The following is a 26,715-nucleotide window of genomic DNA, read 5'->3' as shown; positions in this document are numbered from 1 at the left end:
GCCGCCGTCGGCGTGATTAACGTCACACTATTGTCATAAAAATGTACAATAGCCGCCGTTCGTCGGCCGTAGCGGGAGATCGCGCGTTGTTCCGCCGCCGGCAATAGGCTATACCCTTCACTTTTCGCGCCGCGGCACGGTCGGCGGCGCAGACCAGGGCAGCAACGTTTTTTCAATCAGACAGGGTTTGGCGGATGGTTTTAGCAGTCGTTTCTTTTGTTCTCTTTTTGGCGTCGATTTTGATTTATCGCACCCGGGCCGCCGCCAACCGCTGGTGGTTCGCCATTCTGCTGACGCTGCTCGGCAGCTATCTGGTGCTGAACGTCATCCTGATCGCCAGCAACTACTTCACCGGCGACGGCATCACCGACGCGGTGATTTACACCGTCACCAGCAGCCTCAAAGGCGCGGGCATCAGCAAATACGTGCTGCCGTTCATCGGCCTGCTGGCGGCGTTGGGGCTTATCTTCGCGGTGCTGGCCCGCAGCCTGCTGCGCCGCAAAGCCAAAGGCAGCAGCGTGGCCTACAGCCTCGTCGCCGTGCTGCTGGCGCTGTTTTCGGTCGGCACCACCCCGGCATTTCAGGACATCTCGCTGCTGGTCAAGAGCCAGATCGTCGGCGATACCGCCGATTTCACCACCTACTACAAGGCGCCGAAAAAGACCGTGCAGGGCAAGCGGCCGAACCTGGTGTACATCTATGCCGAGAGCCTGGAGCGCACCTACTTCGATACCGAGCTGTTTCCCGGCCTGGCCGACGAGCTGAACGCCCTGCGCGCGGACAGCATCGATTTCAGCAACACCCAGCAGCTGCCGGGCACCGGTTACACCATCGCCGGCATGGTCGCCTCACAGTGCGGCATTCCGCTGTTCGCGCCCTTCGACGGCAACGCCTCCAGCGCGGTCTCCACCTTCTATCCGGAGAACGTCTGCCTGGGCGACGTGCTGAAGGCCGCCGGCTACAGCAACTCTTTCTATCAGGGCGCCGAGCTGGCGTTCGCCGGCAAAGACACCTTCCTGAAATCCCACGGCTTCGACCACGTTTACGGCTTCAAAGAGCTGCGCGAACAGGTCGCCGATCCGAGCTACAAAAACGACTGGGGCTGGTACGACGACAGCGTGCTGGACGTGGTGTACGGCAAGTTCGTCGAGCTGTCCAAGCAGCGCCAACCGTTCTCGCTGTTTACCCTGACCGTCGATACCCATCACCCGGACGGCTTTATCTCCGCCGGCTGCAGCAAGAAAAGTTACGCCTGGCAGAACAAGGAAAACCGCTCGCTGAGCGCGGTGGCCTGCAGCCAGCAACACATCGCCGCGCTGATCGACAAAATCAAACGCTCGCCCTATTTCAGCAACACCGTGATCGTGGTGTCCTCCGATCATCTGGCGATGAACAACACCGCCTACGACATTCTGACCAAACAGAAGCGCCGCAACCTGTTCTTCATCATCGACGGCACCCGGCCGCAGGCGGAGCAGCGCAACGAGAAGCGCAGCACGCTGGACAACGGCGCCACGGTGCTGGACGTGATGGGCGGCGACAACTACATCGGCCTCGGCCGCAGCAGCCTGTCGGCGCCGTCGCTGTCTACGGTGTTCCTGAATATCGAAGAGAAAATTAACGGCTGGAAACCGGCGGTGATCAACCAGTGGGGCCTGCCGAACCGCATCAGCGACTACAGCGTGGACACGCGCCAACGCAGCTTCAGCTTCTCCGGCGTCACTTACAAGGTGCCGTTCATCCTGCGGGTGGGCGACAACCGCATCGAACCGATGTTCAACGTCTACCTCTCCACCCCGCTGCGCAAACAGCTGGCCGGGCTGGGCGCGGGGGAGAAATTCGTCTGGGTCGATAAATGCTACGAGATCGGCCGGGTCTGGGCGCCGCAGCTGGCGCTGAGCACCGACATCTGCGTGGCCTCCGGCACCCTGGCCTCGCCGCCGCAGATCGCGCAGGCCAGCGGCGAACGCTTCAACGGCAAGGTGAACTTCACCGGCCCGGCGGCGGACAGCGTCGCCGAGTACCAAAACGCCGTCGCTCGCCTGCAGGTGGACGATGCGGCGGTGAAATACCGGGCGGACGCCATCGAGTTCATGCTGCCCGGCCTGCCGGAACAGGTGAAAGCCATTACCGGCGTTTCCGCCGTCGAGGAGTGGGGCCGCTGGTCCGACGCCAACCTGGCGCCGGCGGTCGACATCGATTATGTCGACCCGCTGCCGAAGACCTTTGATCTGGTGCTGCGCGCCCGCGCCTACGGCAACAACGTCGGCGAACCGATTTCGGTGCGCGTCGGCGACGTAGAGCGCTTCGTGTCGCTCGGCGAGCAGGACAGCACCGTCACCCTGCGCTTCGACAACCCGCGCGGCGCGCAGAAGATCAGCATTACCCCGCCGGCCCCCACCGAGCCGAAAGAGAGCGCCAGCGGCGGCTTCACGCCGAAGAAGCTGGGCATCGGGCTGGTGTCGCTGAAGGTCGAAGCGGCCGCGCCCGCCTCCTGACCCCCGGCACGCTACGGGCGCGGCGTTTTCTTTGCCGCGCCCGTCATTTCGACCAAGCTTTTACGCCCTTCTTCGGCTAACCTGTGACGGTGAAACGCCGCCAATCCCGCCAGAGCCGGGACATCGAAGGAGAAAGTATGAGCTATGCCCCACCTCGCAGCGGCCTCAGCGCCGATCAGGCACTCGATCAACTGGAAGCCCTGTATGACGCCGCGGTAGACGCGCTGCGTCAGGCGGTCAGCGACTTTATCAGCCACGGCACCCTGCCGGATGCGCAGGCGCGCGCCGCCGGGCTGTTCGTGTATCCCGAGCTGCGCGTCAGCTGGGACGGGCAGCAATCCGGCCCAAACAAAACCCGCGCCTTCGGCCGCTTTACCCATCCCGGCAGCTACAGCACCACCGTGACCCGGCCGCAGCTGTTCCGCCACTATCTGGCCGAACAGCTGGCGATGCTGGAACACGATTACGCCGCCCATATTGAAGTGGCGCCGTCGCAGCAGGAGATCCCGTTCCCTTACGTGATCGACGGTTCCAGCCTGGCGCTCGATCGCTCAATGAGCGCCGGCATCGCGCAGCATTTCCCCACCACCGAGCTGGCGCAGATCGGTGACGAGACCGCCGACGGCCTGTATCACACCACCGACAACCATTTCCCGCTGTCGCATTTCGATGCGCTGCGCGCGGATTTCTCGCTGGCGCGTCTGCGGCACTACACCGGCACCCCGGTGGAGCATTTCCAGCCGTTCGTGCTGTTCACCAACTACACCCGCTATGTGGATGAGTTCGTGCGCTGGGCCTGCGCGCAGATCGCCGATCCGGCTAGCCCGTACATCGCGCTCTCCAGCGCCGGCGGTACCTACATCACGCCGGAAACCAGTGCGCCCGAGCAGGCGGTGTCCGATCTGGCGTGGAAAAACCACCAGATGCCGGCCTATCACCTGATTTCACGCACCGGTCAGGGCATCACGCTGATCAACATCGGCGTCGGGCCGTCCAACGCCAAAACCATCTGCGATCACCTGGCGGTGCTGCGCCCGAGTGCCTGGCTGATGATCGGCCACTGCGGCGGCCTGCGCGAAAGCCAGAAGATCGGCGATTATGTGCTGGCCCACGCCTATCTGCGCGACGATCACGTGCTGGATGCGGTGCTGCCGCCGGATATCCCGATCCCCAGCATCGCCGAGGTGCAGCGCGCCCTGTACGACGCCACCAAGATGGTCAGCGGCATGCCCGGTGAAGAGGTCAAACAGCGTTTGCGCACCGGCACCGTGGTCACCACCGACGATCGCAACTGGGAGCTGCGCTACTCCGCTTCGGCGCGGCGCTTCAACCTCAGCCGCGCGGTGGCGGTCGATATGGAGAGCGCCACCATCGCCGCCCAGGGTTACCGCTTCCGGGTGCCGTACGGCACGCTGCTGTGCGTCTCCGACAAACCGCTGCACGGTGAAATAAAACTGCCGGGCCAGGCCAACCGCTTCTACGAAGGGGCGATCTCCGAGCACCTGCAGATTGGCATCTGCGCCATCGATCTGCTGCGCGCCGAGGGCGATCGTCTGCACTCGCGCAAGCTGCGCACCTTCAACGAACCGCCGTTCCGGTAACGGTGCTCAGGCCCGCTGCGGCGGGCCGTTTTTTCCTCAACGCACCAGTGCCAGTGCGCGTTTTTCCTGGCTGCTGCCGCCGGCGATCGACAGCAGCAGGTCTTTGACCAGCAGCGCCGGGGCGGACAGCGCCTGTTGACCCGACATGCACAGCGCCAGCGGCACCGACATCGTCGGCGCATTGATGCGCGCCATCCAGGCCTTGGCCGGGCCGATCATCGCGCGCGCCACCGATTCCGGCAGCACGGTCGCCCCCAGCCCGCTGGCGATCGCGGCGCTCAACGCACCCGAGGATTCGATCTCCCCCACCACGTTGGCAGCCAGCTTGCGCAGCGCCATCGCCTCCTCCAGCTGGTTGCGCACCGCATCGCCCTCGCGCGGCAGGAACAGGTTCAGCCGCGCCACGTCCAGCAGCTCGACGCTGTTGCCGGGATGCGGCACCGCGCGCGTCGCCACCAGATAGAGATCTTCCCGCATCAACGCGATGGCGTGCAGCCCGGCGGGCATTTTGGCGCCGTAGACCATCGCCATGTCCAGCGTCTGGTTAGCCACCTGCCCGGTGAGCGTCGTGCCGCCGTTTTCATGCAGGCTGAGCAGGATGCCCGGCTGCTGATCGCGCAGAGTCTGCAGCAACGGCAGCGCCAGCTGCGCCGCGGTGCTGCCCGACGCCAGCCCGAGCGACACCTGGCCGCTCATCGCCTGTCCGGCGCTGTTAACCGCGCTCTGCGCCTGCTCGCACTGGCGCAGAATGGTCTGCGCATGGGCATACAAAATGTTGCCGGCCTCGGTCGGCTGCACGCCGCGCTTGGTGCGGATCAGCAGCTGTTGCTTCAGTTCCCCTTCCAGCGTCGCCAGCTGCTGGCTGAGCGCCGGCTGGGCGATGTGCAACACTTCCGCCGCCTGGGTCAGGCTGCCAATATCGACGATTTTCACGAAGTACTTCAGACGTCTGAAATTCATAGTGCCTCCAGCGAGCCGCTAAATTGAGAATGCCGAAATCCGGTTATTCAAGCGCAGCAAGATCCGGGCCAGAGTCGGTAAACGGCCACGGAGGCGGGATACACGGCGGCAAACGGCCGTTCGCCGGACGGCGCGCGCCACAACGTAGGGCAGGCGTTGCACCATCGGCAGGCAAATGCGCCAAACAACGGGCAACCCGGCGGTGCTGCGCGCGGGATAAGCGATAAAAGCGAGAAAAAGCAGCAGGTTGGGCAATCTTGCAGCAAACGGGCGCCTCGGACGTTTTCGCGCTTTACAAGCCGCAACCGCCCCGCTATTATTCGCCCCGTTCACACGATTCCTCTGTAGTTCAGTCGGTAGAACGGCGGACTGTTAATCCGTATGTCACTGGTTCGAGTCCAGTCAGAGGAGCCATATTTAGAGAAGCCCGCTCAGGGAAACCTGAGCGGGCTTTTTGCATGTCAGCCGCCCTCAAAAGCTGCGTTTCGCCACCAGATAAGCGCCCGCCACCAGCAGCAGGGCGCCGAACAGCGCCGGCAGATTCTCGCGCAGCGCCGCCGGGCCGGCGCGGTAGACGTCCACCAGCAGCCCCATGCACAGCTGGCTGGCGACCAGGATCGAGATGGTGGCCGCCGCGCCCAGTTTTTGGTAGCCCAGGATGCCGGCGAACACGAACAGCGATCCCAGCAGCCCCGGTAACAGCATCCACCACCTGGCGGCGCCGGTCACTTCCGCCACCGCGCCGAGGCCGTTTTTGGCCAGCAGCAACCCCACCAGCAGCAACAAACCGACGCTGGAGTTGATCACCAGCGTGATAAGGATGGTCGAAACGCTTTCGGTAATACGCACCATCAACAGATTCTGCACCACCAGCCCCATCCCCGCCGCGATCAGCAGTAACAGCATATTCATCGCCCTGCCTCCCGGGGTCAGCGCGTCGGCGGCGCTACCCGCTCGTCGAGCGTCAGCTGCAGGAACGTCAGATCCAGCCATTGGCCGAATTTGGCGCCCACCTGCTCCATGCGCCCCACGTCGCGGAACCCCAGCGCCAGATGCAGCTTAATCGACGCCTGATTGCCGGATTCGATGCCGGCCACCATCACATGCTTGCCGATCTCCCGCGCCCGTGCAATCAAGGCGATCAACAGCGCCTTGCCAATCCCGGCGCCGCGATGCGCCTGGTGGACATACACCGAGTGCTCTACGGTATGGCGATAGCCGTCCCAGGCTCGCCAATCGCCGAACGACGCGTAGCCGATCGCCTCGTCCGCGCCGTTCACCGCCACCAGCACCGGGTAACCTGCCGCCTGCCGCTCGCCGATCCACGCCGCGCGGTTGGCCGCATCCACGGTTTGTTCATTCCAGATGGCGGTGCTGTTCAACACCGCGTCGTTATAGATAGCGGCAATCGCCGCGCTATCGTTGAGCGTCGCATTTCGTATAATCATGGTTTACCCCGGCCAATTGTCCACTATAATACTACGATATGAATATTAAATTAGACAATCTAAATCAGCTGATCGGCGCACGCATTCGCATTGAGCGCGAGGCGCGCCACTGGTCGCTGTCCGATCTGGCCGAACGGGCGGGCGTCTCACGGGCGATGGTTCATAAGATCGAGCGCGGCGAGAGCAGCCCGACGGCGATGCTGTTGGGCAGGCTGGCGGGGGCGTTCGGCCTCAGCATGTCCAAGCTGATCGCCCGGGCGGAAACGCAGGAAGGCCGGCTGCTGCGCCGGGAAGATCAACCGGTCTGGGTCGATCCGGAGAGCGGCTACGTGCGGCGCCACGTGTCGCCGCGCACCGATCTGCCGCTCGATCTGGTGCGCATTGAACTGCCGGCCGGCGCGGCGATCCCGATGCCGGCTTCGGTGTACGCGTTCAAACGTCAGCTGATCTGGGTTTTATCCGGCGAGCTGGTCTTTCTTGAGGGTGAGGCGCGCCATGAAATGGCCGAAGGCGACTGTCTGGAGCTCGGCCCACCGGCGGACTGCCGCTTTGAAAACCAGAGCGACCAACCGTGCGTGTATATGGTGGCGGTGCTGAGCGCCGCCTGACGGCCGTCTGCGCTACCCCTGCGCCGGTCGGTTATAGCCGGCGCGGAAAAACTTCTCCGCCAGCCGGCTGTCGCCGCCGGAAAAGAACTCGCTCATCGGCTCACTGCCAAGGCCATAGGCACGGCTCAGCTGACCGGCTTCGAACGCCGCCCGGTTCTCGTCGCCGCAGCGCTGCGCTAAATGGTGCGCATAGCCGAGCACAAAGCCACGCTTGTAGTCGGAGCAAAAGCGCGACAGCTCCGCCTCCGGCTTCAGGTTCTCCGCCTTTAACCCCGCCAACAACCCTTTGCCAAAATGATCTCCCACGGGTTCCTCCTCATTAACGCAATCGCTATATAACAAAATATACAGCGAATAAGCGAACGCGAACATACTCCCAAAGTTTTACTCGCCGCATAAAAAAGGCCCGCAAAGCGGGCCTCGGCGAGAACGCGGGCAATCACAGCGTGAAATTCAGCCCTTCGCTGACGGTATTGCCCAGCGGCAGGCGGCCCGACGGCGCCTCTTTTTCCTGCAGGAAATCCGGCAGGCGGGCTTTGTCGCCCGGTTTGCCGATCGCCACCATGGCGTGCACCGCATAGTCGTCCGGCAGCTGCAACGCCGCTTTGATCTTGTCGTGGTGAATGCCGCTCATGCAGTGGGTCAGCCAGCCTTTCAGGTGCGCCTGATGCGCCAGGTTGGCCCAGGCGGCGCCGGTGTCGAACGCGTGGGTCGGGTTGTCCACCAGCCGCTCGCCGTTCAGGCTGGTGGTTTTGGAGACGATCACCACCAGCGCCGAGGCGTGCTGCGCCCAGCCGCGGTTGAAGTCGATCAGGAACTCCAGGTAGTTCTCCCAGCTGTCGGAGCCGTGCTTGCTGTAGGCAAAGCGCCACGGCTGAATGTTGTAGGCCGAAGGCGACCAGCGCGCCGCTTCAAAGAAGCTCAGCAGCGTTTGATCGTCGATGGCGTCGTTGGTCATCGCGCGCGGCGACCAGCGCTCGATAAATTGCGCGTCAATCGGGTAATCGGAGGTTCTTGGCTGGCTCATGATAGGTTCTCGCAGTGAAGTAAAAACAAAAGTTCGCTGATATTCCCACAGCTTAGGACGGTAAAACTTTTATTTCGTGCCATTGCCTTGCGGCAGTTCCTGCTGCAGCCAGGCGAGAAACGCCCTGACCGGCGGGTGCCGCTCGCGTCCCGGCGCGCACAACACGCTGTACGCGGCACCCGGAACGCGCACCTCCGGCCGGTACGCCACCAGCAGACCGTTGTCCACCATCTCGGACACCATCACCGAGCTGGCGAGCACCAACCCCTGCCCGGCCACCGCCGCCTGCAGGGCGTAATGTTCCTCGTGATAGCTGCGCATCGCCGCATGGCGCTGCCACCAGTCCACGCCGGCGGCCCGGCACCAGTCATGCCAACCGCTGTCGTACAGCGCAGAATCCCCCCACTTCACGGTGATCAGCACCGGATTTTCCGGTTCGGCGGCAGCCAGCCCCGGCGCGGCGTAAACGCCAAAGCTCTCCTCCAGCCGCGCCGTCTGATGCAGCGAGGGATAGTGTGCGCGACTGTAACGCACCGCCACATCCACGCTGGCGTCCTGCTGCAGATCGATCACCTCGGCGCAGGCCTCCAGGCGCACCAGATAGTGCGGGTACGCCTGGTAGAAACGCCCCAGGCGCGGCACCAACCACAGCGCCGCGAACGAGTGCGTCACCGAGACGCACAGCGAGCCGCTGCTGGGCTGCGGCCGCAGGCCTTCGAGCGTGGCGGCGACGTCCAGCAGCGCGCCGTGCACCCCGGCGAACAGCGTTTTTCCCTTCGCCGTCAGCCGCACGCCGCGCGGCACTCGCTCGAACAGCGCAAACCCCAACTGCTGCTCCAGCGCTTTGATCTGGTGCGAGATCGCCGTCGGCGTCACCGCCAGCTCGGCCGCCGCCAACTTGAAGCTGCGCAGGCGAGCGGCGGATTCAAAGGTGCGTAATGCGTTGACGGGCAGCGTAGCGAACATGGCGAAATCCCTCTAGGTGAGTTGAATTCATCCTGGCAGAAAAGCCGTCATTTGTCGCCTGCCGTCACTTGTTTCTAAAGTAGGGTTGAATTCACTTCATACCGAGGAACATGACATGAATACAACTCATCAATCCAAACGTCTGGTTGTGCTGGTCGGCAGCCCGCGCCGTGACGGCAACAGCGCCACGCTGGCGCAGGCGATCCTGGTGGGCGCCGCCGAAGCCGGCACCGTCGCCAGCCTGCATTTTCTCGATGATTACCTGAGCGGTTTTCTGAGCGATGAACGCCATACGCCGCCGCCGGGCGATCGCTACGCCGAGCTGTTCCTGGAGCACTTCCTGCCGGCCGACGGCGCGGTATTTTGCACGCCGATTTACTGGTACGGCATGTCGGCGCAAACCAAGGCCTTTTTCGATCGCTCGTTCAGCTTCTATTCCAACGCCTACCCTCAGGCGGAACAGGTGCACCAACGCATGAGCGGCAAACGCATCGGGCTGGCGGTGGCGTCGGAAGAAACTTATCCTGGCGCGGCGCTGGGCATCGTGCATCAGATCCAGGAGTTCAGCCGTTACACCCATTCCGCCTTCGTCGGGCTGGTGCACGGCACCGGCAACCAGCGCGGTGAGATCGCCCGCGATCCGCGCAACCCGCTGCAGGCCGCCCGCGAGTTGGGGCGCGAGTTCTTCACCCGCCCCTACTCGGATTATCAGATGGACAGCCCGCGCAGCACGCAAGTTTGGACGGAATAGCCACGGCCTCAACCGCCACTGCCGATTTGCCAGATAAAGGTCGGCGTATGGCGGTTAATTTCCCAGTCACCGATATTGCGCGCCTTGTAGATCACCGGATTATGTGAAGAGAGCGTGCGCGCATTGCGCCAGTGGCGATCCAACGCCTTGCCGGTACGGGTATCTGAAGCGCCGAGCGCATTGAACAATTCACCGGCGGCGCGCTGCACCCACTCCCCGGCGATGACCTGCGCCCTGGCGGCGTCCAGCTCCGCCGTCACGTTAAGCGCCTGCAGCAGCGCTTCATCGCCGGATCGATGCGCCTCGTAAGCCTGCTGCAGCGAGGAAGTCGCTTTTAGCACCGTCGCCTCAACCGCATAGGCCCAGGCGCTGATTTGCCCCACCACCTGCTGGATCTGCACGTCGTCCTTCACCCAACCGGCGTTGCCGTGGCTATAGATCCTTTTACGTTGCCTCACGCCCTCGCCGACGTCTCGCAGCACCGCGCGACCGATCCCCGCCAGCGTCGCCAGCAACACATGCTGATAGAACGCAGTTTGGTAACGGAAGCGCTCGGCAAAGGCGTAGACGTGCGCCTGCTCGACCTGTGCATCAATAAAACGCGTGGTGCCGCTGCCGGTAGTGCGTTGGCCAAATCCGTCCCAGTCGTCGTCGCGCTCTACGCCCGGCTGGGTGACGTTCACCAAAGCGATCACCGGGCCGCCGTTGTCGCTACGCTCGGCATACACGTCGATCCAATCGGCAAACAGACTGCCGGTGCTGTAAAATTTCTCGCCGTTGAGCGACCAGCCGTCGGCCTGCGGCGTTACCCGGGTATTGACCTGCCCCAGCTTCACGCCGCCGATCTCGGTCCAACCGCTGCCGACCAGCTCGCCGTCGAGAAAGCGTTCGAACCAGCGATCGCGTTCCGGGCCGTCCGGCGCGTTCAGCCGATCTTCCACGAAGGCGAAATGCGCCCGCAGCGCCTGCGGCAGGTTAGAGTCCGCCTCCGCCAGTTCGGCCAGCAGTTCGAACAGCTGCGGCAACGAAGCGCCGTCGCCGCCCTTTTCACGCGGGAGGCGCACCTTGCCGAACCCCGCCTCTTTCAGCCAACGGATCGGTTCATGCGGCAGCGTGCGCGACAGCTCTCGCTCCACCGCCCCGGCGGCGATTTCGGCGAAGATCGGCCGAAAACGCGCGGCCAGCTGTGCGTAGTCTGCTCCGGTGGATAACAGGTGTTGCGTCATGTCAGTGTCCTCTGTGGTTAAGCGCGATCGGCCAGATCGTCGATATCGTGCGCCGTCGGTTCAAAGCGAATGATCAGCAGGAAGACGATGGGGATCGCCGCCGCCAGTGAAACAATCCAAAACATGTCGGTGCCGAAGCGCGCCTGCAAAATCGGCAGAATAAACAGCGCCAGCGCGCTGCCGATACCGGACAGCGAACGGCCGAAACCGACGCCGGTGGCGCGGATCGCCGTCGGGTAAGAGAGCGCCGGGTAAATCATCATCTGCGCGCCGGGGCCGAATCCTTCGGCGAACAGCCATAGGCCCAACATCAGGATCGCCAGCCCAACGCCGAACGCCGCCTGCGGATGTCCGATCAACGCCAGGGCAATCAGCGCGATAAACTGCAGCGCAAATCCGGCGATCGCCACCTGGCGCGACGGATACTTCCATGCCAGACGCATGCCGAGCAGGCCACCGGTAAAGGCGAACAGCACGTTCAGCCCGAGCGAAGCGGAGATAGTTTCAAACACCCCGGCGCCGAGAAACTGCGCCAGAATCGACGGCAGAAAGAAGGCGATGGCGGTGTATTCAAAGGAAATGCAAACGTTCATCACGCTGGCGACCAGCGTGCGCTCGCGGTACGGCTTGCGGAACAGCACGCGGAAGCTGACCTTCGGCGGCGCCGCCGGTTGGGCGGCGTCAGGTTCCGCCTCATGGGCGGCAATGCCGTATGACTCGCGCAGGATGCGCGCCGCCTCTTTCAGATCGCCCTGGTTAGCGGCCCACAGCGGCGATTCGTTCATAAACTTGCTGCGCACCATGATGATGAGCAACGCCGGCACGGCGCCGAAAATTAACGATGCGCGCCACAACCAGTTCGCATATTCGGCCGGCAACAGAAAATAGAGCGCAAAGATGATCAGAAAACACACCGACGAAGCGGCGTACCACATCGGGCACCAGGCCGCCAGGCGCGACGCCTTGTTGGCCTTGCCGGTGAATTTGGAGAATTCGGCCAGATAGGCCATCGCCACCGGCAAATCGATGCCAACGCCGATCCCCATCAAAAAGCGCGCGCCGATCAGCACCCAGACGTTGGGCGCCAGCCCGGCGGCGATGGCGGAAACCACAAAAAACAGCATATCGGCCATAAACACCTGATAGCGGCCGTACTTGTCGGTCAACCAGCCGCCGACCAGGTTGCCGAGAATGGTCCCGACCATGATCGAAGAAGTTACCACCCCGGTCAGCAGCGGGCTGAGGCTGAATTCACGCACCACGTCATCGATGCCGTAAGACAGCGTGGTCAGGTCATAGGCATCGAGAAAAACACCGCCCAGCGCCAACAGCACGATCATGCGCGCATGGGTATTTTTCTCGCTGCGCTGGTTAATCAAACGCGCCACATCGCTGGCCGAGCCGATGGGCGCAGATAACGGCGGCGCGGTATCGATATTTAAGGTACTCATAGCTTCCTCGTTGTAATTGGCAGGTGACACCTCGTTTATAGGGTGAAAAAATTACGCCGACAAACAACAATTTCTTCTATAAATATCATTAATATCAATAAATTAAACACAGTTACAGCGTAACAAAAACGCCGGATTAACGCGCGTTAATCCGGTCTTTATCACGGTCATTTCGGGCGGGGATTATTCTGCCGAGACCGGCACCAGCACGCCTTTCACCAGCGGGTCGTCGGTGCTTTTCAGCCACGCCTGCAACCTGGGATCGGCAAACGCCCGCTGCAGCTTGCGAATATTTTCGTCCTGCAGATAGGGCGTGCCAATCACCAGCTGCGAGGCGAAGGTTTTCGGCGCCGGTGGGAACAAGATGCCCTTCTCACGCGGCACCTTGCCGGCGTCGAACTGCGACACATAGCCAATGGCCGCATCTACCGAATTCAGCGCGCGCGGCATGGTCAGCAAATCCAGCTCCTTGAAGTTAAAATGGCGTTTGTTCTCGCGAATGTCTTTCAGCCTGGCGGTGCGCGCCTCGATCGCCGGATCCAGCCCGATCAGTCCAATGCGCTGCAGCAGCCACAACGCCTGCCCCTGATTGGCGCCGTCGTTGGGCACCACGATCTCCGCGCCGTCCGGCAACTCCGCGATCGACCTATAGCGGTCGGAATAAATGCCAAACGCCCACTGAAACACCGGCAGCGTCGGGGTCAGCTTAAAACCATTGGCATCTACCACCTGTTTTAGCCACCATTGGTGCTGGTAGATCGTGGCGGCGTACTGCCCCTGCGCCACCGCACGATCGGCCTGCACCGGATCCTGCAGGCCAACCGCCTCCAGCCTAAGGCCGTAATCCGGCGCGATATGGTCGCCGACGTACTCGATCACCCGCTGCTCTCCGGCCATCGCCGGCTCAAAGTGCACTTTCAACGTGCTGCCGAACTGCACCGTCTGCTGCTGGCCGGCGCTGAAGTGCCAAACCGCGGCGGCGATAATTGCCACCGCCGCGATACCCACCGGCCACGGCCAGCGTTTCTTCTTCACTATCTCAAAATCGTGATTAGGCATGATTAAAAGGTTTCCTGATGATGACGCAACGCGGCGACCAGGCGGTCACCAATAAACTGAATCAGTTGAATCGTGGCGATCAGCACCACAATGGTGGCGATCATGATGTGATTGTCGAAACGCTGGTAGCCGTACACCACCGCCAGATAGCCGATGCCGCCCGCGCCAATGGTGCCGGCGATGGCCGAATACTCGATCATCGAGATGACGTTCAGTGTGATGGCGGCGACGATCGCCGGCAGCGCCTCGCTGAGCTGCGCGCGGGTGACTATCTGCCAGATCGAACCGCCGGACACCAGCCCCACCGCCGTCACCTCCGGCGGCAGTTCGCGCAGCGCGTTCTCCACCAGCCGGCCAAAGAACGGAATGCCGGCGACGATCATCGGGATCACCGCCGCCGGAATGCCGATGGTGGTGCCGGTCAACCAGAAGGTGAACGGAATAATCGCCGCCATCAGCACCAGAAACGGCAGCGAACGGCCCATGTTCACTAACCAGCTCAGCGCGCGATTCAGCGCCGGACGCGGAAACAAGCCGCGCGATGAGGTGTTGAACAACACCACGCCGACGGCGCCGCCGATCGCCACCACAAACAGCATCACGATGCCGACCATCAGCCAGGTTTCGCCGTAGGCCGGCAGCATCAACCGATGGATCTCGCGCCAGGGTGTGTCCTGGCTCATCACGCTGTCAGACAGATTTTTCATACCGCCTCCTGCAAGGCCGCCGGCTGTTCCAGCACCTCGGCGAGAATGCCCAACCGCCGCAGCTCGCCCTGCAGTTCAGCCACCGAACGCGAACCGCCGCCAAAACGCACCGCAATCTCTAACCGCCCGGCCAGGCTGCCGCCCACCACTTCAACGTGGCCGCCCAGCAGATCGATCTGCAGGTCGAGTTGGCGGCTGATGCGGCTGATCCAGTCGGTGGCCGCCGGCTGACGGGCGGAATAGGTCACCTGCAACCGCAACGCGGCGTCGGACGCCAGCGTCTTCAGCGGGAACAGCTGGCGGCCCAGCGAGGAATCGGGCGCCGCCAACAGCTCGCGCACCGGCCCTTGCTGCACAATCACGCCGTCGCGGATCTCGGCCACCGCGTCGGCGGCGTCGCGCACCGCATCCATCTCGTGGGTGATCAGGATGATCGACAGGCCATACCGATCGCGCAGCTGTTTAAGCAGGCTGAGAATGGCCCCGGTGGCGTCCGGATCCAGCCCGGAGGTGGCCTCATCCGCCAGCAGCACCGACGGATTCAGCGCCAGCGCGCGGGCGATGCCGACCCTTTGGCGCTGGCCGCCGGACAGTTGAGCCGGGTAAAACTCCGCCTTGTCCGCCAACCCTACCGCTGCCAGCAGGCTCTTTACCCGCTTGTCGATATCGCGCGGCACCACGCCCAGATAGGTCAACGGCAGCGCCACATTCTGCCAGGCGGTTTTACGCTGCAGCAGCGCGGAAGACTGGAACACCGTGCCTATCGCCCGCCGCTCCCTGCGCAGCGCCTCGCCCGCAAGCCGCGACAAGTCCTGGCCGTTCACCCGGATACTGCCGCTGCTCGGCCGCTCCAGCAGGCTGATGCATTTCGCCAGCGTCGATTTGCCCGCCCCGCTGGGGCCGACCACGGCGGTAATCGATCCGGCCGGCACCTGCAGCGAAACGCCCTTCAGCACCTCAATCCGTCGCCCGTCCGGCGCGCGGTAAGCCTTGTGCAATCCTTCAATCTCTATCATCGCATCCTCACTTGACGCTCAGTGCATCGGCCAAGAGCGCGCCGGCCGGCCAGCGGTAGCCCACCGCCGGGTGCGGCTCTGCCAGGCGCGGCCCCTGATTGAACAATTTTTCTCGCAGAGTGCCCGCTGTGTAGTCGCGCTTATACACTCCGCGTTTTTGCAGCTCGGGGATAAGCAGTTCCACCACGTCGGTGAAGGTTTCATGGGTAACGGCGTAGGCCAAATTGAAACCGTCAACATCCGTTTCCTCCACCCACGCCTGCAGTTCGTCGGCCACGGTTTGCGGGCCGCCCACCAACAGCGGGCCGAAACCGCCGATGCCGACCCATTCGGCGATGCCCTGTACGGTCCATTCACGGCTGGGATCGGCGCTGGAGAAAGTTTCCACCGCCGACTGAATGGCATTGGTGTGCAGATGCTTCAGCACCTGATCCGGCTGATACTGACCGAAATCGATGCCGGTCCAGCCGGACACCAGCGCCAGCGCGCCTTCGTAGCTGGCATAGGATTTGTATTCCCGCCATTTTTCCTGCGCCTGCCGGTCAGTTTCACCGACGATCACCGTCTGCAGGTTGAAGATCAGGATGCTGCGCGGGTCGCGCCCGGCCTCGGCGGCGCGGCGGCGGATATCGGCCACGGTTTTTTTCAGCAAGGTTTTCGAAGGAGAGGCGACAAACACGCATTCGGCGTGCTCCGCGGCAAATTGCTTGCCACGGCTGGAAGCGCCGGCCTGATACAACACTGGCGTGCGCTGCGGCGAAGGCTCGCTCAGGTGAATGCCCGGCACCTGGAAGAACTCGCCTTTGTGGTTGATCGGATGAATTTTCGCCGGATCGCTGAAGATGCGCCGCTGACGATCGCGCAAAATCGCGCCGTCTTCCCAACTGCCCTCCAGCAGCTTGTAAACCACCTGCAGGTATTCATCGGCGTAGTCGTAGCGCGCATCGTGATCGGTCTGCGCCCGGTGGCCAATATTGCGCGCGCCGCTCTCCAGGTAAGAGGTGACGATATTCCAACCGATACGCCCCTTGGTCAGGTGATCAAGCGTCGACAATCTGCGGGCGAAAGGATAAGGGTGCTCAAATGACAGCGAGGCGGTCAGCCCGAAGCCGAGATGTTCGGTAACCAGCGCCATCGGCGTCACCAGCGCCAGCGGATCGTTAACCGGCACCTGCGTCGCCTGGCGGATCGCCGCGTCGCCGCTGCCGTTAAGCACGTCGTAAATCCCCAGCACGTCGGCGATAAACAATCCATCGAACTTGCCGCGTTCCAGCAGGCGCGCCAGATCGGTCCAATATTCGAGATCCTTATACTGCCAGGAACGGTCGCGCGGGTGCGCCCACAGCCCCGGCGACTGATGGCCGACGCAGTTCATATCAAAAGCGTTAAGACGAATTTCACGTTGCGATGACATAGCGAGCTCCACAATTATCTGCCGGCCACGGGCGGAGCCGGGCCGGATGGGGGGTCTTAGGGTGTTAAAAACGGGAATGGACGATCAGTTTGCAGCCGGACATCGCGCCAGCAGATATTGCGCGACGCTTTGGGCGTGTTCCGCCACCTGCGGCAGCCCCATCAGTTCGCCGAAGCGGCCACGCGCCGCCGGGCCGGCCACCAGCAGGCGCGGGTTGGCAAGGCCGTCGCCGCCGATCGCCTGGCTGTCGGCATTGACCCACAGCCCCAATCCCTGCGGATCGGCGCGCAGCGCCCCCTGCTCCGCCAGCGAGCTGAGCAACGGGCTGGCGGCGATCAGGCCGGCATGGGCCGGACCCGTAGCGATCAGCAGCCGCTGCGCCTGCAGCGCCCGCTCTGCGCCCTGGCGCGGCAGAATCGTCAAACGCACGCCCTGCGGCGTGGGTTCTGCCCGCCGCAAACGAGCGGCCAATACCTGCAGCGTGCCCGCCGCCTGTTGCTCCGCCAGCAACGTGCTCACCTGCGGTGCAATGCGATAGCGGTGCACGTCCCAATAGGCGCGCAGATGCCGCAGAAAGCGCTGCTGTTCGGTCGGCGTCAATGCTTGCCACAGACGCTGGCCCTGGGCGCGCACCTCGTCCAACACCGCCTGCCACGGCACCCGTTGCCCAGCGGCGCGCGCCACCTCAAGGCGCACCTGCCGCACCCCATCACGCAGTCCGGATGGCGGGGTAAACGACCACGTCGGGTACTCCCCTTCGGCATTGGCACGCGGCAACAAGCCGTGACGAGAGAACGCGGTAATCGGCCCACGATGCCCGCGGCGGTGCAACGCCGCCACCGCATCGGCCATCGTCAGCCCGCTGCCGACGATCGCCAACGCCTCACCGGGTTCAATCTCATCCAGCGCTCCCTCCGCCCAGGGATTGGCGATTAACCGCGCGTCGCGCGCCAGTTCCGGGGCGATCTGCCGCGGCAGCGCGGGCGGCGGATGGCTGGTCGCCAACACCACATAATCGCCCCACAGCCGTTCGCCGCCGGCGGTGATGACGGACGCGCCCTGCGCCTGCGGCTGCAGGTACTGCGCCCGATCGCGCAGGTGCCGCAAGCGGGCCTGGCCCGACTGCGCCGCCTGATGAAAACGCTCCTCGACATAGCGGCCGAAGGCGCCGCGCTGCGGATAGGCCTTACCGTCGCGCCATAGCGCCTGCGGATCGGCCGTCAGCCCGCCGCCCTGACGGAACCAGCGGTCAAAATCCCCCGCGGGCTCATCCGCCAGCTGCATCCTATCGGCCGGGACGTTGATGCGGTGGGTCGGCTCGGTGGTCGAATACGCCACGCCATAGCCCGGCGCGGCGCGCGGTTCGATCACCGTGACATCCACCGCTCCGCGCGCCAGCTGGATCGCCAGCGCCGCGCCGGTGAAACCACCGCCGATAACGATAATATGGGCACGCTTCGCCATCAGCCCTCCCGCTGCGCCGGGCCGGGACGACGATCGCCGCCGATGGTTTCGCCAAACGGGCCGGTATTGATCGTGCGAGCCGTCTGATGAGCCGACTGCGCCAGCGGCAGCAGCGGCATCACCAGCTCGGCGAAGCGGTGAGCTTCTTCCAGATGCGGATAGCCGGAAAGGATGAAATTGTCGATGCCCAGCGCCTGATACTCACGTATGCGCGCCGCCACCTGCTGCGGATTGCCCACCAATGCGGTGCCGGCGCCACCGCGCACCAGGCCGACGCCGGCCCACAGGTTGGGGCCGATGCGCAGACTCTCGCGCGAGCCGCCGTGCAGCTCGCTCATGCGGCGCTGGCCGGTGGAGTCCATGCGCGCAAAGATCTGCTGCGCCGCCGCGATGGTGTCGTCATCCAGATGCGCGATCAGTCGCTCGGCCGCCGCCCAGGCTTCGTCTTCAGTTTCGCGCACGATAACGTGCAGGCGAATGCCATAGCTGAGTTTACGCCCCTGCCGCTCGGCGCGCTGGCGCACCACCGCTAGCTTTTCCGCCACCTGAGCCAGCGGCTCGCCCCAGGTCAGGTAGGTGTCGATCTGCCCAGCGGCGATGTCGATCGCTTCCGGCGATGAGCCGCCGAAATAGAGCGGCGGGCCGTTTTCCTGCACCGGCGGGAACAGCAATTCGGCGCCTTCGACGCGAATATGCTTACCGCTGAAATCCACCTTCTCCCCTTGCAGCAGCCGTTGATACACCGTGAGAAATTCCTGTGTCACTTCGTAACGTTCGGCATGGCTGAGGAAGATGCCATCCCCTTTGTTTTCCACCGGATCGCCGCCGGTCACCACGTTGATCAGCAGGCGTCCGTCCGACAGCCGATCCAGCGTCGCCGCCATGCGCGCCGCCAGGCTCGGCGGCTGCAGGCCGGGGCGCACCGCCACCAGGTAGCGCAACCGGCGGGTGATCGGCGCCAGCGCCGCCGCCACCAGCCAGGAATCCTCGCAGCTTTTACCGGTTGGGATCAGCACGCCGTAATAGCCGAGGTTGTCGGCAGCCAGCGCCACCTGCTGCAAATAAGGCAGGTCCACCGGGCGCCCGCCCTGCGCCGTGCCCAGATAGCGGCCGTCGCCGTGGGTCGGCAGAAACCAGAAAACGTTGATGCGCTCTTTCACTGACTCAGTCATTTATGCCTTTCCTATATAACTATTTTCAGTATTTATCGATAGAAAAACTTTGCTTGGTTATAAAAAGAAAAGCAGGATGCATGCCACATTGCAGATTTTAAAAAACCAATACATATCAATATATTGATGAAATATCGACGTCAAAACACTGCTGCATTGGCAGCAGGCAGCGGCGGAAAGCTGTTGCCAATGCAGCACCGTGCGCCTTTTATCCTCTCGCGGCTGCCCATTGGCTGGGATAAGATTTTTTTCCCATCGTCGTAGACAGGAGACGCCCATGTACGATCCCCAACCGTTCGCCGCCGACAAGCCGGTGCTGATCGATCCGGCGTCGCTCGCTCTGCAAAGCGTGCTCGATCGGCTGGCTCCCACCGACGCCACCGTGCTGATCGTCGGTGAAACCGGCACCGGCAAAGAAGTGGTGGCGCGCTATCTGCACCACCACAGCGCGCGCCGCCATCAACCTTTCCTGGCGGTCAACTGCGGCGCGCTGACGGAAAGCCTGGCGGAAGCCGAACTGTTCGGCCATGAGAAAGGCGCCTTCACCGGCGCCGTCGGCACTCATCAGGGCTGGTTCGAAGCGGCGGAAGGCGGCACCCTGCTGCTGGACGAGATCGGCGAGTTGAACCTGTCGCTGCAGGTCAAGCTGCTGCGCGTGCTGCAGGAAAGGGAGATCACCCGCGTCGGTTCGCGCAAACCGCTGAAGATCGATGTGCGGGTCATCGCCGCCACCCACGTCGATCTGGCCGGCGCGATTCGCCAACGGCGGTTCCGTGAAGATCTCTATTACCGCCTGAACGTGGCGGCGGTGACTTTACCGCCCTTGCGCCAGCGGCCGGAGGATATTCCGGTGCTGGCCAGACATTTTCTTGCGCTGTACGCCCGCCGTCTGGAACGGCCACTGCCGCGGTTGACGGCGGAAGCGCAGCAGGCGCTGCTGGACTACCCTTGGCCTGGCAACGTGCGCGAGCTGGAGAACACGCTGCATAATGCGGTCTTGCTGAGCCAGGAGGGGGCGATCGCACCGCAGCAACTGCAGCTCACCCATCGCCTGACGGATAACGACGGCAGCAGTGACGACGCCATCGACCGCTTTGTGCAGCGGCAGTTGCAAGGCGACAGCGCACAGCTTTACCAACGGGTGCTGGATGCGCTGGTGCGCAACGCCTTCGAAAGCAGCGGCGGCAACCAGCTGCAAGCGGCGGCGTTGCTTGGCGTCAGCCGCAATACCCTGCGCACCCATTTGGCACATCTTGGTCTGATCAAACCGCGCCGTCGCAGCGCCGGCGCACCCGCACATTCACCGGCCATCGCCGCAGCGTCTCTGCCCGAACGCGAACTGCGCATCGGCTATCAAAAGTTCGGCAACCTCGGGGTGCTCAAGGCGCGGCAAAGCCTGGAACAGCTCTTCGCCACACAGCGCATCAGCGTGTTGTGGAGCGAGTTTCCCGCCGGGCCGCAGCTGCTGCACGCGCTCGACGGCGATGAGATAGACTTCGGCACCACCGGCGAAGTGCCGCCGATCTTCGCCCAGGCACAGGGCAATGCGCTGGTGTACGTCGGTTTTGAGCCGCCTGCGCCGCAGAGCGTGGCGATGGTGGTGCCGCAAGACAGCCCAATACGCAGCGCCGCCGATCTGCGCGGCAAACGCATCGCGCTCAACAAAGGCTCCAACGTGCACTATTTATTGCTGCAGATGCTGGACGAACAGGGATTGACGTTGAACGACGTGCGTATCGTCTACGCGCCGCCGAAGTATCCGCTGTCGGCGACCGACCTGCAGGCGGTGGACGCCTGGATGATGTGGGATCCGCTGCTCAGCGACGCGCAGCGCAACGGGGAACTGCGCGTGATCGCCGACGGCACCCAGCGGGTGCTCAATCAGCAATTCTACCTGGCGCGCCGCGGCTTCGCCGAGCGTTCGGACGATCTGTTGCGGCCGCTGATGCAGGCGCTGCAGCACACCGGCCGCTACATCGCCGCGCAGCCGAGAGAAGCCGCTCGTCACCTTTCCAACGAACTGGGGCTGGCGAGCGCCTCACTGGAACTCGCGCTGTCGCGCCGCAGCCACGAGGTTCGCGCCATGGATTTACAGGTGATCCGCCAGCAGCAAAGCATCGCCGACCGCTTCTACGCCCTCGGGCTGCTGCCCAGAGCGATCGCCGTGCGCGAGGCGGTTTGGCCGATGTGACTCCCTCTCGCCGGAGGCTCCGGCGCGGCGAGATCGGCCGCCCCGCGCAGGCCCGGGCGGAATAAACGCGACCGTAGACCTAGCTTAGCCGCAACAGGTAAGGCGGCAAGGCGGGTTCCGGCAATACCGAAATGACCTTCAGCCGTTGCAAGGTACGCATCTGTGCGCGGCGCAGATGCTCCTGCAACCCCAGCGCAGCCGCGTCGTTAGCGCCCTGCAACAACATCTGCAACACCAGGCGGTGTTCATTCAACATCGCTTCCTCAATCTTAATCCCCAGCATATCGTAGAAAATACGCGTGACGATGAGCGGCGACTGGCTTTGACGCAACACCCCCAGCAGGGTTTTATTCCCCGCCGGCGCCAGACAATGAATATGCAAGTCTTCCTCTACCCGCTCCAGGCTCGCCAGGGAAAATGTGCCTTGTTCCAGCTGAGTCAGGCGTTCCAGGCTGTCTAACACATGCTGGCGCGAGAGATGGGGTGCCGCCTTGAGCAAGGCGGCGGGCTCCAGACAGGCCCGAATTTCATAATGATCGGTGATTTCTCGGGCGGTGAGTGGCCCGGCCAGCCATTGCGCATAGGGCTCTTTCTCTACCAGCCCTTGATCGCGCAGTCTCATCAACGCTTCGCGAATGGCGCTGCGGCTGACATTATAAAATTCCGCCGCGCTGGCTTCATTGACCTGGTAGTGACCAAACACCATGCAGGTAGACAACGCCTCCTGCAAATCGCTGAATACCTTCTCACTCGTGCTACGGGTATCCACCAATTCTTCCTGCGGGCACAATCCCAACACGGCTCGGTTAAGCGGCAAACGCTGCGGCTCTACTTCGCCCCCTTCAGGCGTCACGATGAAACCTCGGCCTTCGAAACGCGCTATCAGCCCCTCTTGATGGAGCAGCCCCAACGCTTTGCGAACCGGCACCCTGCTGGTACCGAACATGTCCGCCAGCGGCCCTTCAAGCAATACCAACCCTGCGGGCACCGACCCCGCACGAATGGCCTCATCCAAGGTTTGTCGGATCATTTCATAACGCGCGCCGGCGCGTGTTTCACCGCTGCTTTTCTCCACTCTCGTTTTTTCCATTAGCTCGTCACTCAACCACCGTTCCCCATGGAGTGACTGGCATTATGGCACACTCCACCCACCAAATTGGCGCTCACTCGTTCTTATCCCGTCATTGCCCTTTCTAAGGGCAATTGCCCCCCGGTATGCACCATAACGGCTAATTTAAATAAAAATACATTTTCAATACCGTGCTAGACCAACGAAAAACGTGCCCCCCATCACCATTTTCAGCTTAAATAACACGTTATTTATCATTTCGATCACAACTCAGCACGAATTTTAATCAATGGTAATGACAACCTGGCATCCAGCTTGCTACCTTAAAATGTATATTTTAATAAAAGGTACATTTTAAGGTCATCCTATGAATCACACCCCTGGGCATGCCTTCCCTGATGCCATCCAACTGACGAGCGCGTTTCGCGAAGGAACGCTGACACCGAGCGAACTCGTGGAACACGCTTTGTCATCAGCCGCCGAAGCGCCAACGGTTTTCATCTGCCTGACCCCGGATCGCGCCCGTCGCGAAGCGGCTGAAGCGACCCGGCGTTGGCGCAGCAATGCGCCGCTCAGCGAGCTGGACGGGATTCCCATGGCCGTGAAAGATCTGCTCGATATGGCCGCAACGCAAACCAGCGCCGGTTCCGCGACCCTAGCCACCGCCCCGCCGGCGACACACGATGCGGCGACGATCGCGCAGCTTCAGAAGGCCGGGCTGGTCAGCATCGGCAAAACCAATCTCAGCGAGTTCGCCTATTCCGGTCTTGGCCTCAACCCACATTTTGGCACCCCTGCGCTCTTGGATCGCCACGGCACGGCTCGCGCGCCAGGCGGATCGTCCAGCGGTTCGGCCAGCGCGGTCGCACGCGGTATCGTCCCCATAGCCATGGCGACCGATACCGCCGGTTCCGTTCGCATACCCGCCGCCTTTCACGGACTGATTGGCTACCGCAGCAGTAGCCAACGCTATAGTCGACGCGGCGTTTTTCCGTTATCCCCCAGCCTGGATACCCTCGGCCCCCTCTGCCGCAGCGTTCGCGACGCGATCGCTTTCGATCGGGTGCTGGTACCCGCGTCCCATCCGCTGTCGCCCTATCCGCTCACGGGCATGACGCTGCGGGTCGATCCCGATGTCTTGCACGATCCGCACGTACAACCTGCAGTCCGTCAAAATTTGCAGGCTGCTCTGGCGCGCCTGAGCGCGGCCGGCGCACATATTGACGAGCGCCCGGTCGCCATGCTGCGTCAGGCGCTCATCTGGGTAGCCGAACGAGGGTGGCCGGGCGCCGCAGAAGCGCTGGAACAGCATCGGGAACGTCTGCACAGCCCCTTGGCCGAGAGTATGGATCCGCGCGTGCGCAGCCGCTTACTGGCGGCGGAAACGCTCCCCGCCGATCTGCTGGCGCAGTTTTTGCGCCAGCGCGCCGGCTGGCAGCAGCAAATGCACGATGAATTGGCCGGTGCGCTGCTGATAACGCCGACCGTCGCCCACGTTGCCCCTCCGCTGGCCGCACTGGAAAACGACGCTGCGCTGTTTGCCCAAGCCAATCTGGCCACGTTGCGGCTCACCATGCCCGGCAGCCTGCTGGACATGCCGGGGATTGCCATGCCTACCGGCCATGATGGCGATGGTCTGGCGACCAGCGTACTGCTGTCGCTGCCGGCCGGCGACGATGAGCGTCTGCTCCGAATGGCTCTCAGTATCGAATATCGGTTGACGCAACAGAATTAACCCACGCAGGCCGCTGCTGTTGCGGCCGGCTCTCGCGATTGTTCGCACACTCAGGAGATAACAACATGGCTAAAGAAATACTTTGCGCATTCGGCGTCGATGTGGACGCCGTTGCCGGTTGGCTGGGGTCTTACGGCGGCGAAGATTCACCCGACGATATTTCACGCGGTATGTTTGCCGGTGAGGTAGGTGCGCCGCGCTTGCTTAAGCTGTTCGCCGATCACAACCTGCGCACTACCTGGTTTATACCCGGCCACTCCATCGAAACCTTCCCGGCACAGATGAAAGCGGTCGCGGATGCCGGGCATGAAATCGGCGTGCATGGCTACAGCCACGAAAACCCGATCGCCATGACCCCGGCGCAAGAAGAGGCAATCCTCGATCGCTGTATTGAGCTGGTGACACAATTATCCGGCAAGCGCCCTACCGGCTATGTCGCGCCCTGGTGGGAGTTCAGCAACGTCACTAACGAACTGTTGTTGAAGAAAGGCATCAAGTATGACCACAGCCTGATGCACAACGACTTCCACCCTTATTATGTCCGCGTCGGCGACAGCTGGACCCGCATCAACTACAGCCAGCATCCCGACAGCTGGATGAAACCGCTGGTGCGCGGTGAAGAGACCGATTTGGTGGAGATCCCAGCCAACTGGTATCTGGACGATTTGCCGCCCATGATGTTCATCAAAAAATCCCCCAACAGCCACGGCTTCGTCAACCCTCGCCATCTCGAAGAGATGTGGCGCGATCAGTTCGACTGGGTCTACCGCGAGCACGACTACGCCGTCTTCACCATGACCATCCACCCCGACGTCTCCGGCCGCCCGCAGGTGCTGTTGATGTTGGAACGCTTGATCAAACACATCCAGAGCCATCAAGGGGTTCGCTTCGTGACCTTTGATGAAATCGCCGACGACTACCTGCGCCGCATGCCGCGCAAAGTCTGAAACTGCCGCTTTCCACCGCATGAGTGACAGCAAACATGAGCCTCTATAAAAAGACAACGGTCAACGGCTGGCAACCCCAGCAATTAACCATCAGGGACGCCAAATTCGCAACATGGATCGCTTTCTTCGCCTGGGTCTTCGCCGTCTATGATTTCATTCTTTTCGGCACATTGCTGCCGGAAATCGGCGATCACTTTGGCTGGAGCGAAGTAGAACAGGCCGAACTGGCCACCTGGGTGGCGGTAGGCGGCGCGATCATCGCGCTGGCTATCGGCCCGTTGGTCGACAAACTCGGCCGGCGGCTGGGCATCGTCGTTACCGTCGGGGGAGCCGCCGTTTGCTCGCTGCTGACTGCGATCGGCGGTGCCTGGGGGAAAGGCGCGCTGATCGGCATCCGTTCCGTCGCCGGGCTCGGTTACGCGGAACAAACCGTTAACGCCACCTACCTCACCGAGATCTACGCCGCTCTCGACGATCCGGCCCTCAATCGCCGCAAGGGATTCATCTACAGTCTGGTCCAGGGCGGCTGGCCGGTCGGCGCGCTGGTCGCTTCGGCGCTGACAGCATTGCTGATGCCGATCATAGGCTGGCAAGGCAGTTTTATTTTCGCCGCGCTGCCGTCGTTTATCATCGCGTTGCTGGCGTTGAAACTGAAAGAGACTCCGCAGTTTCAAATCCACCAGCACATTCATCAACTGCGCCATCTCGGTGATATCGAGCAAGCTCGGCAGGTCGCTCGCGATTACCAGGTCGATTATGACGCTCATCAGCAGGCCGGGCTGTCAGCCGCATTCCGCGGCGCTTCGCTGCGCGCCACATTGGTGCTGGGCGGTGCCGTGCTGATCAACTGGTTCGCTATCCAAATCTTCAGCGTGCTCGGCACTACGGTTCTTACTAAAGTGCACAGCGTCTCCTTCGCCAACTCGCTGCTGATTCTGGTGCTGTCCAACCTGGTGGGCTATTGCGGCTACCTGACGCACGGCTGGTTGGGCGATCGTTTCGGTCGCCGCAATACCATCGCCGTCGGCTGGATGATCGGCGGGGTGTCATTCGCCGTGATGCTTTTCTGCCCCAGCAACCTCCCGACGATCGTCGCGCTGTACAGCATCGGTTTGTTCTTTCTGATCGGCCCCTATGCGGCGGCGCTGTTTTTCATCAGCGAAAGCTTCCCTACCGCCATCCGCGCCACGGCCGGCGCGCTGATCGGCGCGATGGGGCCGATCGGCGCCATTATCGCCGGCATCGGTACCACCACCGTACTCAGCGACGGCGGCCACTGGCAAACCGCCGCGCTGTGGTTCGGCGCCGTACCCTGCTTCGCTTCCGGCGTCATCATGCTATTCGCCCGCCATGTGGCGCCGCACAGCGTGCACTAAGTGCTCGAGGGGGGGAGCCCCCTCATGTT

The 26,715-nt window shown here is 62.8% G+C and carries 23 protein-coding genes and 1 tRNA gene; 9 read left to right on the top strand and 15 right to left on the bottom strand.

What is annotated here, in order from left to right:
• Window positions 1-194: 194 nt before the first annotated feature.
• Together opgB and N6G83_RS02255 are read left to right on the top strand one after the other, a co-directional pair.
• A complete protein-coding gene (gene opgB, locus N6G83_RS02260; RefSeq protein ID WP_197765274.1) occupies window positions 195-2,498 on the top strand; it encodes a phosphatidylglycerol--membrane-oligosaccharide glycerophosphotransferase in 2,304 nt (767 codons plus the stop codon).
• A 137-nt stretch (window positions 2,499-2,635) separates the two neighbouring features.
• The gene (locus tag N6G83_RS02255) at window positions 2,636-4,099 is read left to right on the top strand and encodes an AMP nucleosidase (RefSeq protein ID WP_025303406.1); all 1,464 of its coding nucleotides are present in this window, start codon (window positions 2,636-2,638) and stop codon (window positions 4,097-4,099) included.
• Window positions 4,100-4,135: 36 nt separating this feature from the next.
• Here N6G83_RS02255 and nac read toward each other — a convergent pair whose 3' ends face one another.
• Entirely contained in the window at window positions 4,136-5,059 is a 924-nt protein-coding gene (gene nac, locus N6G83_RS02250) for a nitrogen assimilation transcriptional regulator NAC (RefSeq protein ID WP_260514540.1), read from the bottom strand.
• Between the two features lie 338 nt (window positions 5,060-5,397).
• Here nac and N6G83_RS02245 point away from each other — a divergent pair.
• Window positions 5,398-5,473, top strand: a tRNA-Asn gene (locus N6G83_RS02245).
• Window positions 5,474-5,530: 57 nt separating this feature from the next.
• Here N6G83_RS02245 and N6G83_RS02240 read toward each other — a convergent pair.
• Together N6G83_RS02240 and N6G83_RS02235 are read right to left on the bottom strand one after the other, a co-directional pair.
• Complete coding sequence (locus N6G83_RS02240) at window positions 5,531-5,971, bottom strand: DMT family transporter (RefSeq protein ID WP_043143187.1); 441 nt, start codon at window positions 5,969-5,971, stop codon at window positions 5,531-5,533.
• 17 nt (window positions 5,972-5,988) lie between these two features.
• Window positions 5,989-6,507 (bottom strand): GNAT family N-acetyltransferase, encoded by a 519-nt coding sequence (locus N6G83_RS02235; protein WP_043143185.1) that lies wholly within the window; start codon window positions 6,505-6,507, stop codon window positions 5,989-5,991.
• 38 nt (window positions 6,508-6,545) lie between these two features.
• Between N6G83_RS02235 and N6G83_RS02230 the strand changes: the two genes are divergently transcribed.
• Window positions 6,546-7,115 (top strand): helix-turn-helix domain-containing protein, encoded by a 570-nt coding sequence (locus tag N6G83_RS02230; protein ID WP_025303413.1) that lies wholly within the window; start codon window positions 6,546-6,548, stop codon window positions 7,113-7,115.
• Window positions 7,116-7,127: 12 nt separating this feature from the next.
• Here the strand turns inward: N6G83_RS02230 and N6G83_RS02225 are convergent, their stop codons facing one another.
• The 3 genes from N6G83_RS02225 to N6G83_RS02215 all read right to left on the bottom strand — a co-directional run bounded on the left by N6G83_RS02225 (window position 7,128) and on the right by N6G83_RS02215 (window position 9,108).
• A complete protein-coding gene (locus tag N6G83_RS02225; protein WP_025303414.1) occupies window positions 7,128-7,421 on the bottom strand; it encodes a DUF2623 family protein in 294 nt (97 codons plus the stop codon).
• Window positions 7,422-7,554: 133 nt separating this feature from the next.
• Window positions 7,555-8,142 carry a nitroreductase family protein gene (locus N6G83_RS02220; RefSeq protein ID WP_049208748.1) on the bottom strand — a complete coding sequence of 196 codons (588 nt, stop codon included), beginning with the start codon at window positions 8,140-8,142 and terminating at the stop codon, window positions 7,555-7,557.
• A gap of 69 nt (window positions 8,143-8,211) precedes the next feature.
• Window positions 8,212-9,108 carry a LysR substrate-binding domain-containing protein gene (locus tag N6G83_RS02215; RefSeq protein ID WP_089181068.1) on the bottom strand — a complete coding sequence of 299 codons (897 nt, stop codon included), beginning with the start codon at window positions 9,106-9,108 and terminating at the stop codon, window positions 8,212-8,214.
• 115 nt (window positions 9,109-9,223) lie between these two features.
• Here N6G83_RS02215 and N6G83_RS02210 point away from each other — a divergent pair, with 115 nt between their 5' ends.
• Window positions 9,224-9,859 carry a flavodoxin family protein gene (locus N6G83_RS02210; protein ID WP_025303417.1) on the top strand — a complete coding sequence of 212 codons (636 nt, stop codon included), beginning with the start codon at window positions 9,224-9,226 and terminating at the stop codon, window positions 9,857-9,859.
• Between the two features lie 8 nt (window positions 9,860-9,867).
• Here N6G83_RS02210 and N6G83_RS02205 read toward each other — a convergent pair whose 3' ends face one another.
• The 8 genes from N6G83_RS02205 to ssuD all read right to left on the bottom strand — a co-directional run bounded on the left by N6G83_RS02205 (window position 9,868) and on the right by ssuD (window position 19,368).
• Entirely contained in the window at window positions 9,868-11,085 is a 1,218-nt protein-coding gene (locus tag N6G83_RS02205) for an acyl-CoA dehydrogenase family protein (RefSeq protein WP_049203556.1), read from the bottom strand.
• Between the two features lie 17 nt (window positions 11,086-11,102).
• Entirely contained in the window at window positions 11,103-12,536 is a 1,434-nt protein-coding gene (locus tag N6G83_RS02200; protein ID WP_043143179.1) for an MFS transporter, read from the bottom strand.
• A gap of 183 nt (window positions 12,537-12,719) precedes the next feature.
• Entirely contained in the window at window positions 12,720-13,595 is an 876-nt protein-coding gene (locus tag N6G83_RS02195) for a MetQ/NlpA family ABC transporter substrate-binding protein (protein ID WP_049203558.1), read from the bottom strand.
• A 2-nt stretch (window positions 13,596-13,597) separates the two neighbouring features.
• Window positions 13,598-14,302 carry a methionine ABC transporter permease gene (locus N6G83_RS02190; protein WP_016927110.1) on the bottom strand — a complete coding sequence of 235 codons (705 nt, stop codon included), beginning with the start codon at window positions 14,300-14,302 and terminating at the stop codon, window positions 13,598-13,600.
• Entirely contained in the window at window positions 14,299-15,318 is a 1,020-nt protein-coding gene (locus tag N6G83_RS02185) for a methionine ABC transporter ATP-binding protein (protein ID WP_260514532.1), read from the bottom strand. The genes N6G83_RS02190 and N6G83_RS02185 overlap by 4 nt, the downstream gene beginning before the upstream one ends.
• 7 nt (window positions 15,319-15,325) lie before the next feature.
• On the bottom strand, window positions 15,326-16,732 hold the full coding sequence (locus tag N6G83_RS02180; RefSeq protein ID WP_260514530.1) for an LLM class flavin-dependent oxidoreductase: 1,407 nt from the start codon (window positions 16,730-16,732) through the stop codon (window positions 15,326-15,328).
• Between the two features lie 84 nt (window positions 16,733-16,816).
• Entirely contained in the window at window positions 16,817-18,196 is a 1,380-nt protein-coding gene (locus N6G83_RS02175; RefSeq protein WP_260514528.1) for an FAD/NAD(P)-binding protein, read from the bottom strand.
• A complete protein-coding gene (gene ssuD, locus N6G83_RS02170; RefSeq protein ID WP_049203566.1) occupies window positions 18,196-19,368 on the bottom strand; it encodes an FMNH2-dependent alkanesulfonate monooxygenase in 1,173 nt (390 codons plus the stop codon). Before ssuD ends, N6G83_RS02175 begins: the two co-directional genes overlap by 1 nt.
• Before the next feature lie 277 nt (window positions 19,369-19,645).
• Here ssuD and N6G83_RS02165 point away from each other — a divergent pair, with 277 nt between their 5' ends.
• Complete coding sequence (locus tag N6G83_RS02165) at window positions 19,646-21,559, top strand: sigma-54-dependent Fis family transcriptional regulator (protein WP_142590240.1); 1,914 nt, start codon at window positions 19,646-19,648, stop codon at window positions 21,557-21,559.
• Between the two features lie 79 nt (window positions 21,560-21,638).
• Here the strand turns inward: N6G83_RS02165 and N6G83_RS02160 are convergent, their stop codons facing one another.
• Window positions 21,639-22,649 carry a GntR family transcriptional regulator gene (locus N6G83_RS02160; RefSeq protein ID WP_025303427.1) on the bottom strand — a complete coding sequence of 337 codons (1,011 nt, stop codon included), beginning with the start codon at window positions 22,647-22,649 and terminating at the stop codon, window positions 21,639-21,641.
• 346 nt (window positions 22,650-22,995) lie between these two features.
• Here N6G83_RS02160 and N6G83_RS02155 point away from each other — a divergent pair, with 346 nt between their 5' ends.
• The 3 genes from N6G83_RS02155 to N6G83_RS02145 all read left to right on the top strand — a co-directional run bounded on the left by N6G83_RS02155 (window position 22,996) and on the right by N6G83_RS02145 (window position 26,686).
• Window positions 22,996-24,363, top strand: a complete 1,368-nt coding sequence (locus tag N6G83_RS02155; protein ID WP_089181073.1) for an amidase — start codon at window positions 22,996-22,998, stop codon at window positions 24,361-24,363.
• Between the two features lie 65 nt (window positions 24,364-24,428).
• Complete coding sequence (locus N6G83_RS02150) at window positions 24,429-25,310, top strand: polysaccharide deacetylase family protein (protein WP_025303429.1); 882 nt, start codon at window positions 24,429-24,431, stop codon at window positions 25,308-25,310.
• 35 nt (window positions 25,311-25,345) lie between these two features.
• Window positions 25,346-26,686: an MFS transporter gene (locus N6G83_RS02145; RefSeq protein ID WP_060447883.1), complete on the top strand. Its 1,341-nt coding sequence runs from the start codon at window positions 25,346-25,348 to the stop codon at window positions 26,684-26,686.
• Window positions 26,687-26,715 lie beyond the last annotated feature (29 nt).

The organism is Serratia sp. PL7 (assembly GCF_945957435.1).
This window is presented reverse-complemented; position numbering and strand designations above follow the sequence as displayed.

Excerpts from the sequence above, each read along its gene's own strand:
- N6G83_RS02190 (WP_016927110.1), bottom strand. The coding sequence starts at position 14,302 with ATGAAAAATCTGTCTGACAGCGTGATGAGCCAGGACACACCCTGGCGC.
- N6G83_RS02145 (WP_060447883.1), top strand. The coding sequence starts at position 25,346 with ATGAGCCTCTATAAAAAGACAACGGTCAACGGCTGGCAACCCCAGCAA.
- N6G83_RS02210 (WP_025303417.1), top strand. The coding sequence starts at position 9,224 with ATGAATACAACTCATCAATCCAAACGTCTGGTTGTGCTGGTCGGCAGC.
- ssuD (WP_049203566.1), bottom strand. The coding sequence starts at position 19,368 with ATGACTGAGTCAGTGAAAGAGCGCATCAACGTTTTCTGGTTTCTGCCG.
- nac (WP_260514540.1), bottom strand. The coding sequence starts at position 5,059 with ATGAATTTCAGACGTCTGAAGTACTTCGTGAAAATCGTCGATATTGGC.
- N6G83_RS02220 (WP_049208748.1), bottom strand. The coding sequence starts at position 8,142 with ATGAGCCAGCCAAGAACCTCCGATTACCCGATTGACGCGCAATTTATC.
- N6G83_RS02195 (WP_049203558.1), bottom strand. The coding sequence starts at position 13,595 with ATGCCTAATCACGATTTTGAGATAGTGAAGAAGAAACGCTGGCCGTGG.
- N6G83_RS02215 (WP_089181068.1), bottom strand. The coding sequence starts at position 9,108 with ATGTTCGCTACGCTGCCCGTCAACGCATTACGCACCTTTGAATCCGCC.
- N6G83_RS02255 (WP_025303406.1), top strand. The coding sequence starts at position 2,636 with ATGAGCTATGCCCCACCTCGCAGCGGCCTCAGCGCCGATCAGGCACTC.
- N6G83_RS02165 (WP_142590240.1), top strand. The coding sequence starts at position 19,646 with ATGTACGATCCCCAACCGTTCGCCGCCGACAAGCCGGTGCTGATCGAT.
- N6G83_RS02155 (WP_089181073.1), top strand. The coding sequence starts at position 22,996 with ATGAATCACACCCCTGGGCATGCCTTCCCTGATGCCATCCAACTGACG.
- N6G83_RS02235 (WP_043143185.1), bottom strand. The coding sequence starts at position 6,507 with ATGATTATACGAAATGCGACGCTCAACGATAGCGCGGCGATTGCCGCT.
- opgB (WP_197765274.1), top strand. The coding sequence starts at position 195 with ATGGTTTTAGCAGTCGTTTCTTTTGTTCTCTTTTTGGCGTCGATTTTG.
- N6G83_RS02150 (WP_025303429.1), top strand. The coding sequence starts at position 24,429 with ATGGCTAAAGAAATACTTTGCGCATTCGGCGTCGATGTGGACGCCGTT.
- N6G83_RS02180 (WP_260514530.1), bottom strand. The coding sequence starts at position 16,732 with ATGTCATCGCAACGTGAAATTCGTCTTAACGCTTTTGATATGAACTGC.
- N6G83_RS02240 (WP_043143187.1), bottom strand. The coding sequence starts at position 5,971 with ATGAATATGCTGTTACTGCTGATCGCGGCGGGGATGGGGCTGGTGGTG.
- N6G83_RS02205 (WP_049203556.1), bottom strand. The coding sequence starts at position 11,085 with ATGACGCAACACCTGTTATCCACCGGAGCAGACTACGCACAGCTGGCC.
- N6G83_RS02230 (WP_025303413.1), top strand. The coding sequence starts at position 6,546 with ATGAATATTAAATTAGACAATCTAAATCAGCTGATCGGCGCACGCATT.
- N6G83_RS02160 (WP_025303427.1), bottom strand. The coding sequence starts at position 22,649 with ATGGAAAAAACGAGAGTGGAGAAAAGCAGCGGTGAAACACGCGCCGGC.
- N6G83_RS02175 (WP_260514528.1), bottom strand. The coding sequence starts at position 18,196 with ATGGCGAAGCGTGCCCATATTATCGTTATCGGCGGTGGTTTCACCGGC.
- N6G83_RS02200 (WP_043143179.1), bottom strand. The coding sequence starts at position 12,536 with ATGAGTACCTTAAATATCGATACCGCGCCGCCGTTATCTGCGCCCATC.
- N6G83_RS02185 (WP_260514532.1), bottom strand. The coding sequence starts at position 15,318 with ATGATAGAGATTGAAGGATTGCACAAGGCTTACCGCGCGCCGGACGGG.